At 58.7% G+C, this 17009-nt stretch carries 18 protein-coding genes; 13 read left to right on the top strand and 5 right to left on the bottom strand.

Features of this window, described 5'->3' with window-relative positions:
* Positions 1-16 precede the first annotated feature (16 nt).
* The 3 genes from holC to NKJ21_RS20920 all read left to right on the top strand — a co-directional run bounded on the left by holC (position 17) and on the right by NKJ21_RS20920 (position 3940).
* Positions 17-460, top strand: a complete 444-nt coding sequence (holC, locus tag NKJ21_RS20930; protein ID WP_008807122.1) for a DNA polymerase III subunit chi — start codon at positions 17-19, stop codon at positions 458-460.
* A complete protein-coding gene (locus NKJ21_RS20925) occupies positions 460-3315 on the top strand; it encodes a valine--tRNA ligase (protein WP_064160881.1) in 2856 nt (951 codons plus the stop codon). The genes holC and NKJ21_RS20925 overlap by 1 nt, the downstream gene beginning before the upstream one ends.
* Positions 3316-3436: 121 nt before the next feature.
* Positions 3437-3940, top strand: a complete 504-nt coding sequence (locus tag NKJ21_RS20920; RefSeq protein ID WP_008807124.1) for a GNAT family N-acetyltransferase — start codon at positions 3437-3439, stop codon at positions 3938-3940.
* A gap of 283 nt (positions 3941-4223) precedes the next feature.
* On the opposite strand, the gene miaE is transcribed toward NKJ21_RS20920, so the two are convergent.
* Together miaE and rraB are read right to left on the bottom strand one after the other, a co-directional pair.
* Positions 4224-4988, bottom strand: a complete 765-nt coding sequence (gene miaE, locus NKJ21_RS20915; RefSeq protein WP_008807125.1) for a tRNA isopentenyl-2-thiomethyl-A-37 hydroxylase MiaE — start codon at positions 4986-4988, stop codon at positions 4224-4226.
* Positions 4989-5037: 49 nt separating this feature from the next.
* Entirely contained in the window at positions 5038-5460 is a 423-nt protein-coding gene (gene rraB / locus NKJ21_RS20910) for a ribonuclease E inhibitor RraB (RefSeq protein ID WP_008807126.1), read from the bottom strand.
* A 98-nt stretch (positions 5461-5558) separates the two neighbouring features.
* Between rraB and NKJ21_RS27870 the strand changes: the two genes are divergently transcribed.
* A complete protein-coding gene (locus NKJ21_RS27870; RefSeq protein ID WP_370736902.1) occupies positions 5559-5654 on the top strand; it encodes a hypothetical protein in 96 nt (31 codons plus the stop codon).
* The gene (gene argF / locus NKJ21_RS20905; RefSeq protein ID WP_012543079.1) at positions 5624-6628 is read left to right on the top strand and encodes an ornithine carbamoyltransferase; all 1005 of its coding nucleotides are present in this window, start codon (positions 5624-5626) and stop codon (positions 6626-6628) included. Before NKJ21_RS27870 ends, argF begins: the two co-directional genes overlap by 31 nt.
* A 61-nt stretch (positions 6629-6689) precedes the next feature.
* Here the strand turns inward: argF and NKJ21_RS20900 are convergent, their stop codons facing one another.
* Positions 6690-7142, bottom strand: a complete 453-nt coding sequence (locus NKJ21_RS20900; RefSeq protein WP_043875902.1) for a YhcH/YjgK/YiaL family protein — start codon at positions 7140-7142, stop codon at positions 6690-6692.
* A 194-nt stretch (positions 7143-7336) separates the two neighbouring features.
* On the opposite strand from NKJ21_RS20900, the gene NKJ21_RS20895 reads away from it, so the two are divergent.
* The 5 genes from NKJ21_RS20895 (at position 7337) to ridA (ending at position 9427) form a co-directional block, all read left to right on the top strand.
* Positions 7337-7441: a pyrBI operon leader peptide gene (locus NKJ21_RS20895; protein ID WP_012969080.1), complete on the top strand. Its 105-nt coding sequence runs from the start codon at positions 7337-7339 to the stop codon at positions 7439-7441.
* Positions 7416-7475 carry a pyrBI operon leader peptide gene (locus NKJ21_RS27865; protein WP_227650304.1) on the top strand — a complete coding sequence of 20 codons (60 nt, stop codon included), beginning with the start codon at positions 7416-7418 and terminating at the stop codon, positions 7473-7475. Before NKJ21_RS20895 ends, NKJ21_RS27865 begins: the two co-directional genes overlap by 26 nt.
* Positions 7476-7477: 2 nt before the next feature.
* On the top strand, positions 7478-8413 hold the full coding sequence (gene pyrB / locus NKJ21_RS20890) for an aspartate carbamoyltransferase (RefSeq protein WP_004206522.1): 936 nt from the start codon (positions 7478-7480) through the stop codon (positions 8411-8413).
* 13 nt (positions 8414-8426) lie between these two features.
* On the top strand, positions 8427-8888 hold the full coding sequence (gene pyrI / locus NKJ21_RS20885) for an aspartate carbamoyltransferase regulatory subunit (protein ID WP_002886927.1): 462 nt from the start codon (positions 8427-8429) through the stop codon (positions 8886-8888).
* Positions 8889-9040: 152 nt separating this feature from the next.
* Entirely contained in the window at positions 9041-9427 is a 387-nt protein-coding gene (ridA, locus tag NKJ21_RS20880; protein ID WP_002886926.1) for a 2-iminobutanoate/2-iminopropanoate deaminase, read from the top strand.
* Between the two features lie 72 nt (positions 9428-9499).
* Here the strand turns inward: ridA and mgtA are convergent, their stop codons facing one another.
* The gene (gene mgtA, locus NKJ21_RS20875) at positions 9500-12208 is read right to left on the bottom strand and encodes a magnesium-translocating P-type ATPase (protein ID WP_164728976.1); all 2709 of its coding nucleotides are present in this window, start codon (positions 12206-12208) and stop codon (positions 9500-9502) included.
* A gap of 145 nt (positions 12209-12353) precedes the next feature.
* Positions 12354-12407: a mgtA regulatory leader peptide MgtL gene (gene mgtL, locus NKJ21_RS27860; RefSeq protein ID WP_219340445.1), complete on the bottom strand. Its 54-nt coding sequence runs from the start codon at positions 12405-12407 to the stop codon at positions 12354-12356.
* Positions 12408-12586: 179 nt separating this feature from the next.
* Here mgtL and treR point away from each other — a divergent pair, with 179 nt between their 5' ends.
* The 3 genes from treR to treC all read left to right on the top strand — a co-directional run bounded on the left by treR (position 12587) and on the right by treC (position 16792).
* Positions 12587-13534 (top strand): trehalose operon repressor TreR, encoded by a 948-nt coding sequence (treR, locus tag NKJ21_RS20870; RefSeq protein ID WP_008807130.1) that lies wholly within the window; start codon positions 12587-12589, stop codon positions 13532-13534.
* A 132-nt stretch (positions 13535-13666) separates the two neighbouring features.
* Complete coding sequence (treB, locus tag NKJ21_RS20865; protein WP_008807131.1) at positions 13667-15085, top strand: PTS trehalose transporter subunit IIBC; 1419 nt, start codon at positions 13667-13669, stop codon at positions 15083-15085.
* A gap of 51 nt (positions 15086-15136) precedes the next feature.
* Positions 15137-16792: an alpha,alpha-phosphotrehalase gene (gene treC / locus NKJ21_RS20860; protein WP_008807132.1), complete on the top strand. Its 1656-nt coding sequence runs from the start codon at positions 15137-15139 to the stop codon at positions 16790-16792.
* Positions 16793-17009: the final 217 nt, after the last annotated feature.

The raw sequence follows: 17009 nt of genomic DNA, 5'->3' as shown, positions 1-17009 counted from the left end.
ACAAGAAGCCCCATATATGAAGAATGCAACGTTCTACCTTCTGGACAACGAAAACACCGTCGAAGGCCTGAGCGCCGTCGAGCAGCTGGTGTGTGACATTGCCGCAGAACGTTGGCGCAACGGCAAGCGCGTCCTGATCGCCTGTGAAGATGAGCAGCAGGCGATTCGCCTCGACGAGGCGCTGTGGTCGCGGCCGCCGGAGAGCTTTGTGCCGCATAATCTGGCGGGCGAAGGCCCGAGAGGCGGTGCGCCAGTGGAGATTGCCTGGCCGCAGAAACGCAACAGCAGCCCGCGGGACATTCTGATCAGTCTGCGGCTTAACTTTGCAGATTTTGCCACCGCTTTCACAGAAGTGATAGACTTTGTCCCTTACGAAGAAAATCTGAAACAACTGGCGCGCGAACGCTATAAAGCGTACCGCATGGCTGGTTTCAACCTGAACACGGCAACCTGGAAATAATGGAAAAGACATACAACCCACAAGATATCGAACAGCCGCTTTACGAGCACTGGGAAAAGCAGGGCTATTTCAAACCGAATGGTGATGAAAGCCAGGAGAGCTTCTGCATCATGATCCCGCCGCCGAACGTCACCGGCAGTTTGCATATGGGTCATGCCTTCCAGCAAACCATCATGGATACCATGATTCGCTACCAGCGCATGCAGGGCAAAAACACCCTGTGGCAGGCCGGTACCGACCACGCGGGTATCGCCACCCAGATGGTGGTTGAGCGTAAGATTGCCGCGGAAGAAGGGAAAACCCGTCACGACTACGGCCGCGATGCCTTCATCGACAAAATCTGGCAGTGGAAAGCGGAATCCGGCGGCACCATTACCCGCCAGATGCGCCGCCTCGGCAACTCCGTGGACTGGGAGCGCGAGCGCTTCACCATGGACGAGGGGCTTTCCAATGCCGTGAAAGAAGTCTTTGTTCGCCTGTACAAAGAAGATCTGATCTACCGCGGTAAACGCCTGGTTAACTGGGACCCGAAACTGCGCACCGCCATTTCCGACCTCGAAGTGGAAAACCGCGAATCGAAAGGTTCCATGTGGCACATCCGCTACCCGCTGGCCGATGGCGCGAAAACCGCTGACGGTAAAGATTACCTGGTGGTCGCCACCACCCGTCCGGAAACCCTGCTGGGCGATACCGGCGTGGCCGTTAACCCGGAAGATCCGCGCTACAAAGACCTGATTGGTAAATTCGTGGTGCTGCCGCTGGTTAACCGTCGCATCCCGATCGTGGGCGACGAACACGCCGACATGGAAAAAGGCACCGGCTGCGTGAAGATCACCCCGGCGCACGACTTTAACGACTACGAAGTGGGTCGTCGTCATCAGCTGCCGATGATCAACATCCTGACCTTTGACGGCGACATCCGCGAAAGCGCGGAAGTCTACGACACCAAAGGCAATGAATCCGACGTCTACTCCAGCGAGATCCCGGCGGAGTTCCAGAAACTGGAACGCTTCGCGGCGCGTAAAGCCGTCGTTGCGGCGGTTGACGCCCTCGGCCTGCTGGAAGAGATCAAACCGCACGACCTGACCGTCCCTTACGGCGATCGCGGCGGCGTGGTTATCGAACCGATGCTCACCGACCAGTGGTACGTGCGTGCGGACGTGCTGGCCAAGCCGGCGGTGGAAGCCGTTGAGAATGGCGACATTCAGTTCGTGCCGAAGCAGTACGAAAACATGTACTTCTCCTGGATGCGCGATATTCAGGACTGGTGTATCTCCCGTCAGCTGTGGTGGGGTCACCGCATCCCGGCATGGTATGACAACGACGGCAACGTCTACGTGGGCCGTAGCGAAGACGAAGTGCGTCAGGAAAACAAACTCGGTACGGACGTTGCCCTGCGTCAGGATGAAGACGTTCTCGATACCTGGTTCTCCTCCGCTCTGTGGACCTTCTCCACCCTCGGCTGGCCGGAAAACACCGACGCCCTGCGTCAGTTCCACCCGACCAGCGTGATGGTGTCCGGCTTCGACATCATCTTCTTCTGGATCGCCCGCATGATCATGATGACCATGCACTTCATCAAAGATGAAAACGGCAAGCCGCAGGTACCGTTTAAGACCGTCTACATGACCGGTCTGATCCGCGATGACGAAGGCCAGAAGATGTCCAAATCCAAGGGTAACGTTATCGACCCGCTGGATATGGTTGACGGCATTACCCTGCCGGAGCTGCTGGAGAAACGTACCGGCAACATGATGCAGCCGCAGCTGGCGGAAAAAATCCGTAAGCGCACCGAGAAACAGTTCCCGAACGGCATCGAGCCGCACGGCACCGACGCCCTGCGCTTCACCCTGGCAGCGCTGGCCTCTACCGGCCGCGACATCAACTGGGATATGAAGCGTCTGGAAGGTTACCGTAACTTCTGTAACAAGCTGTGGAACGCCAGCCGCTTCGTACTGATGAATACCGAAGATCAGGATTGTGGCTTCAACGGCGGCGAAATGGTGCTCTCCCTGGCCGACCGCTGGATCCTCGCGGAATTCAACCACACCGTGAAAGCGTATCGCGAAGCGCTGGATAACTTCCGCTTCGATATCGCCGCCGGCATCCTGTACGAGTTCACCTGGAACCAGTTCTGCGACTGGTACCTGGAGCTGACCAAGCCGGTGATGAACGGTGGCAGCGAAGCGGAGCTGCGCGGGACTCGCCATACGCTGGTGACCGTGCTGGAAGGTCTGCTGCGCCTGGCGCATCCGATCATTCCGTTCATCACCGAGACCATCTGGCAGCGCGTGAAAGCGATCTGCGGTATCACCGCCGACACCATCATGCTGCAGCCGTTCCCGCAGTACGATGCCTCTCAGGTGGATGACGCGGCGCTGGCCGATACCGAATGGCTGAAGCAGGCGATCGTCGCCGTGCGTAACATCCGTGCGGAAATGAACATCGCTCCGGGCAAACCGCTGGAACTGCTGCTGCGCGGCTGCAGCAAAGAGGCCGAGCGTCGTGTGAACGACAACCGCAGCTTCCTGCTGAACCTGGCGCGTCTGGAAAGCATTACCGTGCTGCCTGCCGATGATAAAGGTCCGGTCTCCGTGACCAAGATTATCGACGGTGCCGAGCTGCTGATCCCGATGGCGGGCCTCATCAATAAAGAAGATGAGCTGGCGCGTCTGGCGAAAGAAGTGGCCAAAATCGAAGGTGAAATTGGCCGCATCGAGAGCAAGCTGTCCAACGAAGGCTTTGTCGCCCGCGCACCGGAAGCGGTGATCGCTAAAGAGCGCGAGAAGCTGGAAGGCTACGCGGAAGCGAAAGCGAAGCTGATTGAGCAGCAGGCGGTGATCGCCGCGCTGTGATCCTCCCGCCCCTTGCCACCCGGCAAGGGGCGTTTTTTTATGAAACATCCTCGCTTGCGCTTTCCCCTGTCGCGATGTTATTAACATCATCATTCGTCTTTTTTGGGTAATGAGTCATTGTATGAATACGAGCGTCCCCGCGGCGACGTTGCTGCGTCGCATTACGGCGGCAGACAATGCCGCCATCGCCAGGGTCATCCGCCAGGTCTCGGCTGAATATGGCCTGACCGCCGATAAAGGCTATACGGTCGCCGACCCGAATCTCGATGAACTGTATGAGCTGTACAGCCAGCCAGGCTCTGCCTATTGGGTGGTGGAGAAAGAGGGCGAAGTGGTTGGCGGCGGTGGCGTCGCGCCGCTCGCCTGCAGCGAGCCGGATATCTGCGAGTTACAGAAAATGTATTTTATGACCAGCGCGCGCGGTCAAGGGCTGGCGAAGAAGCTGGCGCTGCTGGCGCTGGACTACGCCCGCGAGCAGGGCTTTAAACGCTGCTATCTGGAAACTACCGCCTTCCTGACGGAGGCGATCGGCTTATATGAACATCTCGGCTTTGAGCACATTGACGGGCCGCTGGGTTGCACCGGCCACGTTGACTGTGAAGTGCGGATGCTGAAAACGCTGTAGCGCCTCGATATCGCAGGCGTCCCCGGTAGAGCTACGCTTACCGGGGCTACAGTTCGGTAGCCCGGCTAAGCGTAGCGCAAGCCGGGGTATGTCCCGGATGGAACCCCTTGCACCTTACCCGTGCTCGCGGTGCCGTTTTTTTGTTGGGTGGCGGCTAACGCCTTACCCGACCTACGGCTCGTACCATTGCGGGCTGAAGCTCTCAACGCTATCTCTTTCCCCAGGGCTACTGAAACTGCCAGTGTTAGTGGCTACCGGGGCTGCAGGGCCCGAATACCGAGGGTTACGCCGCCACCGGCACACCGCTGTGAAAGCGGAACTCGGCCTCCGGCCTGAGGATCAGTGCCGCTTCCGCCTCGCCGAGCTGGCGCACCCGCTCGCTAATATCGTCTCCGGCAATCTTCTGCGCCAGATCCAGATAGTCCTGATAGTGACGCGCCTCGGAACGCAGCAGCGACAGATAAAACTTCTGCAGATCGTCATCCAGCCACGGCGCCAGCGCCGCAAAGCGTTCGCAGGAGCGGGCCTCGATATAGGCCCCGCAGATCAACTTATCGATCAGCATCACCGGCTCGTGCGAACGCACCTCCCGCCGCATGCCACGGGCATAGTTGCTGGCGGTGATTTTGACGTAGGGAATATCACGCGCCAGCATCATCTCCCGCACCTGCCAGAAGTGATGTAGCTCCTCTTTAATCAGCAAAATCATGCTGTCCAGCAACTGGCGGCCCCACGGGTCGTCGGTCTGCGGCATGGCGCTTTTGTTGATCCGCTTATGCAGGGCGACGAAATCCGGCTCCGGCCCCCAGCGGTAGGTGAAGTCTTCATACGGCTTCAGGCAGGCCAGCAGCTCGTCGGCGTCGGCTTTATCCGCGACGTAGCGACGCACCAGCAGCATGGCGTTCTGCGCCGCTTTCAGTTCGCACACCATATGGTCGGTCAGCAGCAGCGGCAGGTTTTCCGGCTTGCGGGCTTCGTCAATCCACGCCTGCGGCGTCGGGCAGTGCAGGAAATTGATAATCGGGGAGAGTATCTGCGGGTAATCCATGGAAGTTCCTTGCTATACGGCGGCAGGCGCCGCCGTATCCATCTGCAGCTTAGTGGCGAACACCATCGTCGTCTTCATCGACAAAATCTTCGTCATCGTCGCCGTCTTCTTCACCGTTCGGGTCCTCATAATAGGTACCCCAACCGTCATACTCGACGTCATATTTTTCTGCCAGCGTCATCAGCTGTTCCACCTGGGCATCGATCAGGTCTGCGTTCAGCGCGCATTCGCTGAGAATATCGCAGCAGATGACCATGTCACCCTCTTCCACTTCCAGCTCTTCGGGCTCGGTCACTTCATAGCCCAGCTTGAACGCTTCCACCGCCACTTTCTCCAGCGTTTCGAAATCGTCTGCAGAGAGGTGATGCTCAATCGTGTACAGTGCGTCCGGATCGCTGCCATCCTCCAGCAGCTCTTCGATAATCAGACGCGTCTCTTCACGCTGTTCTTCCAGGTGTTCCGGGTTTGCCATGGCTCGTTCCTCATAATGTGCGGCAGTTGTCCCTATTGTCACATACCGCCGTCATTGCCTCCACTTCTCAGTGAAAGATTTCGATCACAGACTTGCAAATGAATATTCATACATATAAATTGAATTTTAATTCAATTAGTGGCCTATGCCAGGTGAGGGAACCATGTCTGCGTTTTACCAGAAGCATTTTTTAAAGTTACTCGATTTTACGCCTGCAGAAATCACCGCCCTGCTCGAGCTGGCGGCAAAGCTCAAAGCCGATAAGAAAAACGGTATCGAAGTCCAGAAACTGGCAGGGAAAAACATCGCGCTCATCTTCGAAAAAGACTCAACCCGTACACGATGCTCTTTCGAAGTTGCCGCATACGATCAGGGCGCCCGCGTGACCTATCTGGGGCCAAGCGGCAGCCAGATTGGCCATAAAGAGTCGATCAAAGACACCGCCCGCGTGCTCGGGCGGATGTACGATGGCATTCAGTATCGCGGCCACGGCCAGGAGGTGGTGGAGACCCTGGCGCAATACGCCGGCGTGCCGGTGTGGAACGGCCTCACCAACGAGTTCCACCCCACCCAGTTGCTGGCGGACCTGCTGACCATGAAAGAGCACCTGCCGGGCAAAGCCTTTAACCAGATGACGCTGGTCTACGCCGGCGACGCGCGCAACAACATGGGCAATTCGATGCTGGAAGCCGCAGCGCTGACCGGTCTGGATCTGCGCCTGGTAGCGCCATCGGCCTGCTGGCCGGAGTCTCAGCTGGTGGAGACCTGTACCGCGCTGGCCAAACAGCAGGGCGGCAACATCACCCTGACGGAAGATATCGCCGCAGGAGTGAAAGGCGCCGATTTTATCTATACCGACGTCTGGGTCTCGATGGGCGAGGCGAAGGAAAAATGGGCCGAACGTATCGCCCTGCTCCGCGACTATCAGGTTAACAGCGCGATGCTGGCGCTGACCGGCAATCCGCAGGTCAAGTTCCTCCACTGCCTGCCGGCATTCCATGACGACCAGACCACGTTGGGCAAACAGATGGCCGCCGATTACGGCCTGCACGGCGGTATGGAAGTGACTGACGAGGTGTTTGAGTCGGCGGCGAGCGTGGTTTTCGATCAGGCGGAAAACCGGATGCACACCATCAAAGCGGTGATGGTGGCGACGCTGAGCAAGTAGTCCTTCGCGTGTGGCCACATCCCGGATAGCACGGCGCTTATCCGGGATATGGCTCGCCATTTTACGCCATCAGCATCTTCACTACCGCTTTGCGCACCTTCGCCGGGGCGCCTACGGCGCATAGCGGTTTATGCACTTCGCCGGGATAAAACACCACAAAATCCCCTTCGTTGAGGATCACCGTTTTCTCCTGCTGGCCTTCGGCCAGAAAAGCGATGTCTTTCTCCGCCAGCCAGTCGGTCTGCGGCTCTCCAGCCGGCAAGGTACTGAAGGTCATCCCCTCGATGCCGCGGAGCACAATCTGAATATCGAGATAGCGGGCATGGTATTCCGCGCGGCGCGCGGCCTGCGGCTCGGTGGTGTCTTCGGACATCAGATAAAACAGGTTATTGCCGTCGATATCGTGTTTACCCAGCGGCGTCGCCTCGCTGACATGGGCGATGACGTGCTCAATGGCCTCGCGCAGCGCGGCAGGCAGCCATGGCTGCAGATGGTGGATATTGCCAATAATCATCACTTACCTCGAATATAAAACAGCATTTCATTTTATAACTTTATACCCCCATCGCCACTGCCATACCAGTACAGTTTCACCGTTCTTTGCGCTGACGCACTTTTCTGCAGGCAAACGATTACCTGTTTGTGAATGAATCGCTTGATCGTCATAACGGTCTGCGTATAATGCCAGTCGTTTTGCCGGGAGGAAGCATGGCCAATTGCGTACGACATTCTGTCTTAGCGCGTCTGAACGCAGACGCTGGCCTGGCGTTTTTCTTTCCGTTGCTCATTGGATTCCCGAAGCCCCTTATTTAAGGGGCTTTTTTTTTGCCCAGGCGTCAGGAGATAAGCATGGCTAACCCGCTATATCAAAAACATATCATTTCCATAAACGATCTCAGCCGCGAAGACCTCGAACTGGTGCTGGCGACGGCGGCAAAGCTGAAAGCCAATCCGCAACCCGAGCTGCTGAAGCATAAGGTTATCGCCAGCTGTTTCTTTGAAGCCTCCACCCGTACCCGTCTCTCTTTTGAAACCTCGATGCACCGCCTGGGCGCCAGTGTGGTCGGCTTTTCTGACAGCGCCAATACCTCGCTGGGCAAAAAAGGGGAAACCCTGGCGGATACCATCTCCGTCATCAGCACCTACGTTGACGCCATCGTGATGCGTCATCCGCAGGAGGGCGCCGCGCGCCTGGCGACCGAATTCTCCGGCGGCGTGCCGGTACTGAACGCTGGCGACGGCGCTAACCAGCACCCGACCCAAACCCTGCTCGACCTGTTCACCATTCAGGAGACCCAGGGCCGCCTCGAAAACCTCAACGTGGCGATGGTCGGCGATCTGAAGTATGGCCGTACCGTCCACTCCCTGACCCAGGCGCTGGCCAAATTCAGCGGCAACCGCTTCTACTTTATCGCCCCGGACGCGCTGGCCATGCCGCAGTACATCCTCGATATGCTGGATGAAAAAGGTATCGCCTGGAGCCTGCATAGCGCCATCGACGACGTGATGGCGGAAGTGGATATTCTGTACATGACCCGCGTGCAGAAAGAGCGTCTGGATCCGTCGGAATACGCCAACGTGAAAGCGCAGTTCGTCCTGCGCGCCGCCGACCTCGAAGGGGCGCGCGCCAACATGAAGGTGCTGCACCCGCTGCCGCGCATTGACGAAATCACCACCGATGTCGATAAAACACCGCACGCCTGGTACTTCCAGCAGGCCGGTAACGGCATCTTCGCCCGCCAGGCGTTACTGGCACTGGTACTGAATAGCGAGCTGGCACTGTAAGGGGGAATGAGAGATGACACACGACAATAAACTGCAAGTAGAAGCCATTAAACGCGGCACCGTGATCGACCATATCCCGGCGCAGGTCGGCTTTAAGCTGCTCACCCTGTTCAAACTGACCGAAACCGACCAGCGCATCACCATCGGCCTGAACCTGCCCTCCGGCGAGATGGGCCGCAAGGATTTGATTAAAATCGAGAACACCTTCCTGACCGACGAGCAGGTTAACCAGCTGTCGCTGTACGCCCCGCAGGCGACGGTAAACCGCATTGATGATTACGAAGTGGTGGGCAAATCCCGCCCGAGCCTGCCGGATCGCATTGATAGCGTGCTGGTCTGCCCGAACAGCAACTGTATCAGCCACGCCGAACCGGTTTCTTCCAGTTTTGCAGTGAAAAAACGCGCCGATGACATCGCACTCAAATGCAAATACTGTGAAAAAGAGTTTTCTCATTATGTGGTGCTGGCCAACTAAATGCGGTTGGTATTGGTGGTAGGCCTCCCTATAATGGCTACCACCCTACGCTTCGTCCTTCAGGCGGCGTCTGCGCCGGCGGCACAGCGCTTACCCTCTGGCGGCAACCTGAATGATTTTGCGTAACATTACTCAGTTCATCTGGAGATAACATGAGCAAAACTATTGCGACGGAAAATGCACCAGCAGCGATTGGCCCATACGTTCAGGGCGTTGATCTGGGCAGCATGATCATCACCTCTGGCCAGATCCCGGTCGACCCGAAAACCGGCAGCGTCCCGGAAGACGTGTCCGCGCAGGCGCGTCAGTCGCTGAACAACGTGAAAGCGATCGTTGAAGCCGCTGGCCTCACCGTCGGCGACATCGTCAAGACCACCGTATTCGTCAAAGATCTCAACGATTTCGCTACCGTTAACGCCACCTACGAAGCGTTCTTCACCGAGCACAATGCCACCTTCCCGGCGCGCTCCTGTGTGGAAGTCGCTCGTCTGCCGAAAGACGTGAAGATCGAGATCGAAGCCATCGCCGTGCGTCGCTGATCGCTTTGGTTGGCAGAAAAAAAGGCAGCCAGTGGCTGCCTTTTTTACGTGGCTCATCCGAAAATGCGCCCTTCACTGCCAGCCGTAGCGACGGCTGTAGAAACCTTTAACGGTCTGGGTCAGCACCATATAGCCCGCCAGGATCGCCACCAGCCACGGGAAGTAGCTGAGCGGCAGCGCCTGCAGCTGCAGGTAGCCCGCCAGCGGCGAGAACGGCAGCGCAATGCCCACGGCCATCACCACCAAGGTCATGGCGAACAGCGGCCACGCGGCGCGGCTCTGGACGAATGGAATGCGCCGGGTGCGGATCATATGCACAATCAGCGTCTGTGACAGCAGCCCTTCAATAAACCAGCCGGACTGGAACAGAGTCTGCATCTCCACGGTATTGGCGTGGAACACCCACCACATCAGGCCGAAGGTGAGGATATCGAAAATCGAGCTGATCGGTCCGAAGAAGACCATAAAGCGCCCGAGATCGGCCGGGTTCCAGCGCTGCGGTTTACGGATCTGCTCATCATCGACGTTATCAAACGGGATCGCCACCTGGGAGACATCGTACAGCAGGTTCTGAATCAACAGGTGCAGCGGCAGCATCGGCAGAAACGGCAGGAAGGCGCTGGCCACCAGCACGCTAAAGACGTTACCGAAGTTGGAGCTGGCGGTCATTTTGATGTACTTGAGCATGTTGGCGAAGGTGCGGCGGCCTTCGATCACCCCCTCCTCCAGCACCATCAGGCTTTTTTCCAGCAGAATGATATCCGCCGCCTCGCGGGCGATATCCACCGCGCCATCAACCGAGATGCCAATATCCGCCGCGCGTAACGCCGGGGCGTCGTTGATGCCGTCGCCCATAAAGCCCACCACGTGACCTTCGCGTTTCAGCAGCGTCACGATACGCTCTTTATGCAGCGGCGCCAGACGTGCAAACAAAGTGGTGCGCTTCGCCAGCGCCGCCAGGTCATCGTCGCTCATGGCTTCAATCTGGCTGCCAATCACCACTTCGCCCGCATCCAGCCCCACTTCATGGCACACCTTCGCCGCCACCAGTTCGCTATCGCCGGTGAGGATTTTCACCGTGATGCCGCTGGCCTTCAGCGCCTTCAGCGCCGGGGCGGTGGTCTCTTTCGGCGGATCGAGGAAGGCGATGTAGCCTTCGAGGATCAGGTCGGATTCATCGGCGCGCTGGTAGTCGCCCTCGCGCGCCGGCAGGTATTTGGTTGCTACCGCCACCACCCGCAGTCCCTGACGGTTCAGGGTATCGGTCACCCGACGGATGCGGCGCAGCATGGTGTCGTCCAGCGGTACGATTTCGCCGTTGTAGCGCACCTGGGTCGAGACGTTAAGGATCTCCTGCAACGCCCCTTTACAGATCAGCTGATGCGCGTCGCCCTGCTCTTTTACCACCACCGACATGCGGCGGCGTTCGAAGTCGAACGGGATCTCATCCACCTTTTGCCAGCGCTCTGCGAGGCCGCGGGCGGCCTCCAGCTCCACGCCTTCCAGCACCGCGGTATCGAGCAGGTTTTTCAGCCCGGTCTGGTAATGGCTGTTGAGCCAGGCGGTATGCAGCACTCTCTCGCTGGACTTACCGGAGACATCGGTGTGGTTCTCCAGCACGATCTTGTCCTGAGTCAGGGTGCCGGTTTTATCGGTGCAGAGAATATCCATCGCGCCAAAGTTCTGAATGGCGTCGAGGTGTTTGACGATCACTTTTTGTTTCGACAGCTTCACCGCCCCGCGCGCCAGCGTCGAGGTGACGATCATCGGCAGCATCTCCGGCGTCAGGCCGACCGCCACCGACAGTGCAAACAGCGCCGCTTCCCACCAGTCGCCTTTGGTGTAGCCATTAATCAATAGCACCACCGGGGCCATCACCAGCATAAAGCGGATCAGCAGCATGCTGACCCGGCTGATGCCTTTCTGGAAGGCGTTCGGCTCGCTTTCCTGCTCGCTGACGCGCCCGGCCAGCTGGCCAAACCAGGTGTTGCCGCCGGTGGCGTAGACGATAGCCTGCGCCGAGCCGCTCACCACGTTGGTCCCCATAAAGCACAGGGTGTCGCATTCCAGCGGGTTCTGCTGCAGCGGGTCGCGGCTGCGCGCGACTTTCTCTACCGGCAGCGATTCGCCGGTCAGCGAGGCCTGAGCGACAAACAGATCGCGCGCCTGAATAATGCGCAGGTCCGCCGGGATCATATCTCCCGCCGACAGCTTGACGATATCTCCTGGCACCAGTTGGTCGATAGGCAGTTCAAGCCAGCGGCTCTCCCCCTGCTCGTTCACCACCCGCAGCACCGTGGCGGTATTGCTGACCATCGCCTTTAGCGCATCCGCCGCTTTGGTCGAGCGCGCTTCCTGGATGAAGTTAAGCAGCGTCGAGATGCCGACCATCAGCGCGATAACGCCCGCGGCGAACAGATCTTCGGTGGAATAGGAGACGATGCCGAGCACCGTCAGCAGCAGGTTGAACGGGTTGCGATAGCAGGTCCACAGATGCACCCACCACGGCGAGGGCTTCTGCGCCGGGATCTGATTGTCACCATGTTTGAGGATCTTTGCCGCCACTTCGCCTTCATTGAGCCCTTCAGGGTGGCTGTCAAAGGCACGCCAGATCTCCTGGTCATCCATCGCCGCAACGTCCAGGCAGCGCTTGCCGAGCGAGTCCGGGATCGGCACGCTGGTCAGGTTACGGGCATCAGGCAGCGGATCGCGCTGGACCAAACGGCGTGGCAGATGGCGGCTAAGCTGCGCGAACAGCTGCCGGGTATAATTTTTCAACATAAACAGTCCCTCCGCGCTCGCGCGAGCGAACGCAGCGTCGCCAACAGGCGTAGCAAAGCCTACCTGTCAGGCATGTAATTTTTATGGCAGGGACATCAAGGACATCACTGCTTTACGCTTTCCGGTAAAGCAGTGTTAAACAGGCTTACCGGAAAGAAAGGTTGCTCCATCGAGGATGAGGAGTGGGATCGGGGTCCATAAATTCTCCGGTAAGTGAATATAAACGGCGCGGATTATAGCGCGCTCGTTGAGACATGTGTGGCATTTATGGCGATGATAAGCCCGCGCAACTAAACCGAACGTAAACCAGACTTTGCTCATTGCGGTTTGGTTGAGTAGCATTAGGCTCACTTCTACCATCCCTGACGAGAATTCCGCATGCAGAACCGGCTGACCATCAAAGATATTGCGCGTTTAAGCGGCGTAGGAAAATCGACGGTATCCCGCGTCCTTAACAACGAGAGCGGGGTCAGCGAACGGACCCGCGAGCGCGTCGAAGCGGTGATGCAGCAGCACGGTTTCTCACCCTCCCGCTCCGCCCGCGCCATGCGCGGCCAGAGCGATAAAGTGGTGGCGATTATCGTCACCCGTCTGGATTCCCTGTCGGAAAACCTTGCCGTGCAGACCATGCTGCCCGCCTTTTATGAACAGGGTTACGATCCGATTATGATGGAGAGTCAGTTCTCCCCGGGACTGGTGGAAGAGCATCTCGGCATGCTCGCCCGGCGTAATATTGACGGCGTAGTGCTGTTCGGATTTACCGGCATTGATGAGGCGATGCTCGCCCCCTGGCGCGATACGCTGGTGCTGATGGCCCGCGACGCCCCCGGTTTCGCCTCGGTGTGCTATGACGACGAAGGCGCCATCACGCTGCTGATGCAGCGGCTCTACGATCGCGGACATCGCCACATCAGTTTTCTTGGCGTCCCGCACAGCGACGTCACCACCGGCGAGCGCCGCCATCTCGCCTACCTCGCCTTCTGTAAAAAGCATCGCCTGACGCCCACCGCCGCTCTGCCGGGCTTGGGCATGAAGCAGGGGTATGACACCGTCGCCAGCGTGCTGACGGCCGAAACCAGCGCCCTGGTCTGCGCGACGGATACCCTCGCCCTCGGCGCCAGCAAGTACCTCCAGCAGCAGGGCCGCGCTGCGCTGCAGCTCGCCAGCGTCGGTAGCACGCCGCTAATGAAGTTTCTCCACCCGGAAATCTTGACCGTCGATCCCGGCTATGCCGAGTCCGGACGCCGGGCCGCCCGGCAGTTGATCGAGCAGATCGCCGGCAGCGTCGAACCCCGCCAGATCGTGATTCCTGCCGCCCTGAATTAATCTCATTCGGACGATTTATGTGATCGTCGCCGGGTTTCGGGAACGTTCCCATTTTGCAAATCAAGCGGAACGGTTAGGATGCCCTCAAGGTAAAAAACGGCATCTCTCCCCCTCTGTTTTTGAGGCTTCATCATGAGCAAAGTAAACCAGCAGGACATCGATAAACTGATCGAACTGGTGGGCGGGCGCGGCAACATCGCCACCGTCAGCCACTGTATTACCCGTTTGCGCTTTGTGCTGAACGACCCGGCCATCGCCAAACCAAAAGAGATTGAACAGCTGCGCATGGTGAAGGGATGCTTCACTAACGCCGGTCAGTTCCAGGTGGTCATCGGCACCGAGGTGGGCGATTACTACAAGGCCCTGCTGGCTACCACCGGCCAGACCTCCGCCGATAAAGAGCAGGTCAAGCAGGCCGCGCGGCAAAATATGAAGTGGCATGAGCAGTTGATCTCGCACTTTGCCGAGATCTTCTTCCCGCTGCTGCCGGCGCTAATCAGTGGCGGTCTGATCCTCGGTTTCCGTAACGTCATCGGCGACTTACCCATGAGCAACGGCCAGACGCTGGCTCAGATGCACCCGTCGCTGAAAACCATCTATGACTTCCTGTGGCTGATTGGCGAGGCGATCTTCTTCTATCTGCCGGTGGGGATCTGCTGGTCAGCGGTGAAGAAGATGGGCGGCACGCCGATCCTCGGGATCGTTCTTGGCGTCACCCTGGTTTCCCCGCAGCTGATGAACGCCTATCTCCTCGGCCAGCAGGTGCCGGAGGTGTGGAACTTCGGCCTGTTTACGATTGCCAAAGTCGGCTACCAGGCGCAGGTGATCCCGGCCTTGCTGGCGGGCCTGACGCTCGGCTTTATCGAGACGCGCCTCAAGCGCATCGTGCCTGACTACCTCTACCTGGTCATTGTCCCGGTCTGCTCGCTGATCCTCGCGGTGTTCCTCGCGCACGCCATTATCGGTCCGTTCGGCCGCCTGATCGGCGACGGCGTGGCCTTCGCGGTACGCCATCTGTTAACCGGCAGCTTCGCGCCAATCGGCGCCGCGCTGTTCGGCTTCCTCTACGCGCCGCTGGTGATTACCGGTGTCCACCAGACCACCCTCGCTATCGATATGCAGATGATCCAGAGCATGGGCGGCACCCCGGTGTGGCCACTGATTGCGCTATCCAACATTGCCCAGGCGTCGGCGGTGGTCGGCATCATCATCGCCAGCCGTAAACAGAATGAACGTGAAATCTCGGTGCCGGCGGCAATTTCTGCTTACCTCGGGGTTACCGAACCGGCGATGTACGGTATCAACCTGAAGTACCGCTTCCCGATGCTGTGCGCGATGATCGGCTCCGGTCTCGCCGGCCTGCTGTGCGGCCTGAACGGCGTGCTGGCGAACGGCATCGGCGTCGGCGGCCTGCCGGGCATCCTCTCCATCCAGCCAACCTACTGGCAGGTGTACGCCATGGCGATGGCTATCGCGGTGGTGGTGCCGATTATCCTGACCACCGTGGTGTATCAGCGCAAGTACCGTCAGGGCACCTTGCAGATTGTCTAACTTCTTCTTTCGGGGCGCCTTTGGCGCCCCTCGTTGCAGCAGGAAAGCACTATGAATCATCTTCCCCACTGGTGGCAAAACGGCGTTATTTATCAAATCTATCCGAAGAGTTTTCAGGATACCACCGGCAGCGGTACCGGCGATCTGCGCGGCGTCACTTCCCGCCTCGACTATCTGCAGAAGCTTGGGGTCGACGCCATCTGGCTGACGCCGTTCTATGTCTCACCGCAGGTGGATAACGGCTACGATGTGGCGAACTACACCGCTATCGATCCCTCCTACGGCACGATGGCCGACTTTGACGCCCTGGTGGCGGAGGCGAAGGCCCGTGGTATCCGCATCGTGCTGGATATGGTACTGAACCATACCTCGACCGAGCATGAATGGTTCCGTCAGTCGCTGAATAAGGAGAGTCCCTACCGGCAGTTCTATATCTGGCGCGACGGCGAACCGGACGCGCTGCCGAACAACTGGCGCTCCAAATTTGGCGGCAACGCCTGGCAGTGGCACGCCGACAGCGGGCAGTATTATCTGCACCTGTTCGCCATTGAACAGGCGGATCTCAACTGGGAGAACCCGGCGGTACGCGCCGAGCTGAAAAAGGTCTGCGAATTCTGGGCCGACCGCGGCGTCGACGGTCTGCGCCTCGACGTCGTCAACCTGATCTCGAAAGACCAGACCTTCCCCTGCGATGCGGAGGGTGATGGCCGCCGCTTCTACACTGACGGCCCGCGGGTGCATGAATTCCTGCAGGAGATGAGCCGCGATGTCTTTACTCCCCGTAACCTGATGACCGTCGGCGAGATGTCCTCCACCTCGCTGGAGCACTGCCAGCAGTACGCCGCGCTGGACGGCCGCGAGCTGTCGATGACCTTTAACTTCCACCATTTAAAGGTCGATTATCCCGGCGGTGAAAAATGGACCCTCGCCCGCCCGGACTATGTGGCGCTGAAAGCGCTGTTCCGCCACTGGCAGCAGGGGATGCACAATCGGGCGTGGAACGCGCTGTTCTGGTGTAACCACGATCAGCCGCGCATCGTGTCGCGCTTTGGCGACGAAGGCGAGTACCGGGTGCCGGCGGCGAAGATGCTGGCGATGGTGCTGCACGGCATGCAGGGCACGCCCTATATCTACCAGGGCGAAGAGATCGGCATGACCAATCCGCACTTCAGCAGCATCAGCGATTACCGTGACGTCGAAAGCCACAATATGTTTATCGAGCGCGCAGCGCAGGGGCAAAGCCCGGACGAACTGCTGGCAATCCTCGCCAGTAAGTCGCGCGACAACAGCCGCACGCCGATGCCGTGGCACGCCGGGGAGAACGGCGGCTTCAGCGACGGTGAGCCGTGGATCGGCCTTGGCGATAACTACCGGGAGATCAACGTTGAGGCGGCGCTGGCGGACCCCGATTCGGTGTTTTATGCCTATCAGCAGCTGATTACGCTGCGTAAAACCCTGCCGCTGCTGACCTGGGGCGATTACCAGGATCTCCTGCCGGACCATCCGTCGCTGTGGTGTTATCGCCGTCAGTGGCAGGGGCAAACGCTGGTGGTCGCCGCCAACCTGAGCCGTGACCTGCAGACCTGGCAGCCAGAGGAAGCCCAGGGCGACTGGAAGATGATCATCAGCAACTATGCAGAAACTACGCCCCGCCCGACCGGTCTGACGCTGCGGCCGTTCGAAGCCGTATGGTGGCTGCAGGCGTAAGGTACTTCTTGCCCGACAGAAACCGGAGCGTAATGCCTGGCATCGGAGGTGGATGCCAGGCATTTTTGCTTATTTTCCAGCCAGATAAATTTACATTTATCGCCAGCGCCCATCATCCGTACTCTCACCTTTTTACCTTGTTCTGGGTCAATAAAATCGCAAACATCTTTGATGCAAATCACTACATATAGAACTTAAAATGCGTCCCGGCCCTACA

The sequence above is a fragment of the Klebsiella sp. SWET4 genome (assembly GCF_024296565.1).
In the GTDB taxonomy this organism is placed as follows: domain Bacteria; phylum Pseudomonadota; class Gammaproteobacteria; order Enterobacterales; family Enterobacteriaceae; genus Klebsiella; species Klebsiella variicola.
This window is presented reverse-complemented; position numbering and strand designations above follow the sequence as displayed.

Coding starts and splice junctions, on each gene's coding strand:
- NKJ21_RS20925 (WP_064160881.1), top strand. CDS start 460: ATGGAAAAGACATACAACCCACAAGATATCGAACAGCCGCTTTACGAG.
- treR (WP_008807130.1), top strand. CDS start 12,587: ATGCAGAACCGGCTGACCATCAAAGATATTGCGCGTTTAAGCGGCGTA.
- holC (WP_008807122.1), top strand. CDS start 17: ATGAAGAATGCAACGTTCTACCTTCTGGACAACGAAAACACCGTCGAA.
- mgtA (WP_164728976.1), bottom strand. CDS start 12,208: ATGTTGAAAAATTATACCCGGCAGCTGTTCGCGCAGCTTAGCCGCCAT.
- NKJ21_RS20920 (WP_008807124.1), top strand. CDS start 3,437: ATGAATACGAGCGTCCCCGCGGCGACGTTGCTGCGTCGCATTACGGCG.
- rraB (WP_008807126.1), bottom strand. CDS start 5,460: ATGGCAAACCCGGAACACCTGGAAGAACAGCGTGAAGAGACGCGTCTG.
- miaE (WP_008807125.1), bottom strand. CDS start 4,988: ATGGATTACCCGCAGATACTCTCCCCGATTATCAATTTCCTGCACTGC.
- NKJ21_RS27870 (WP_370736902.1), top strand. CDS start 5,559: ATGAATATTCATACATATAAATTGAATTTTAATTCAATTAGTGGCCTA.
- NKJ21_RS20900 (WP_043875902.1), bottom strand. CDS start 7,142: ATGATTATTGGCAATATCCACCATCTGCAGCCATGGCTGCCTGCCGCG.
- ridA (WP_002886926.1), top strand. CDS start 9,041: ATGAGCAAAACTATTGCGACGGAAAATGCACCAGCAGCGATTGGCCCA.
- treB (WP_008807131.1), top strand. CDS start 13,667: ATGAGCAAAGTAAACCAGCAGGACATCGATAAACTGATCGAACTGGTG.
- pyrB (WP_004206522.1), top strand. CDS start 7,478: ATGGCTAACCCGCTATATCAAAAACATATCATTTCCATAAACGATCTC.
- treC (WP_008807132.1), top strand. CDS start 15,137: ATGAATCATCTTCCCCACTGGTGGCAAAACGGCGTTATTTATCAAATC.
- NKJ21_RS20895 (WP_012969080.1), top strand. CDS start 7,337: ATGGCCAATTGCGTACGACATTCTGTCTTAGCGCGTCTGAACGCAGAC.
- pyrI (WP_002886927.1), top strand. CDS start 8,427: ATGACACACGACAATAAACTGCAAGTAGAAGCCATTAAACGCGGCACC.
- argF (WP_012543079.1), top strand. CDS start 5,624: ATGTCTGCGTTTTACCAGAAGCATTTTTTAAAGTTACTCGATTTTACG.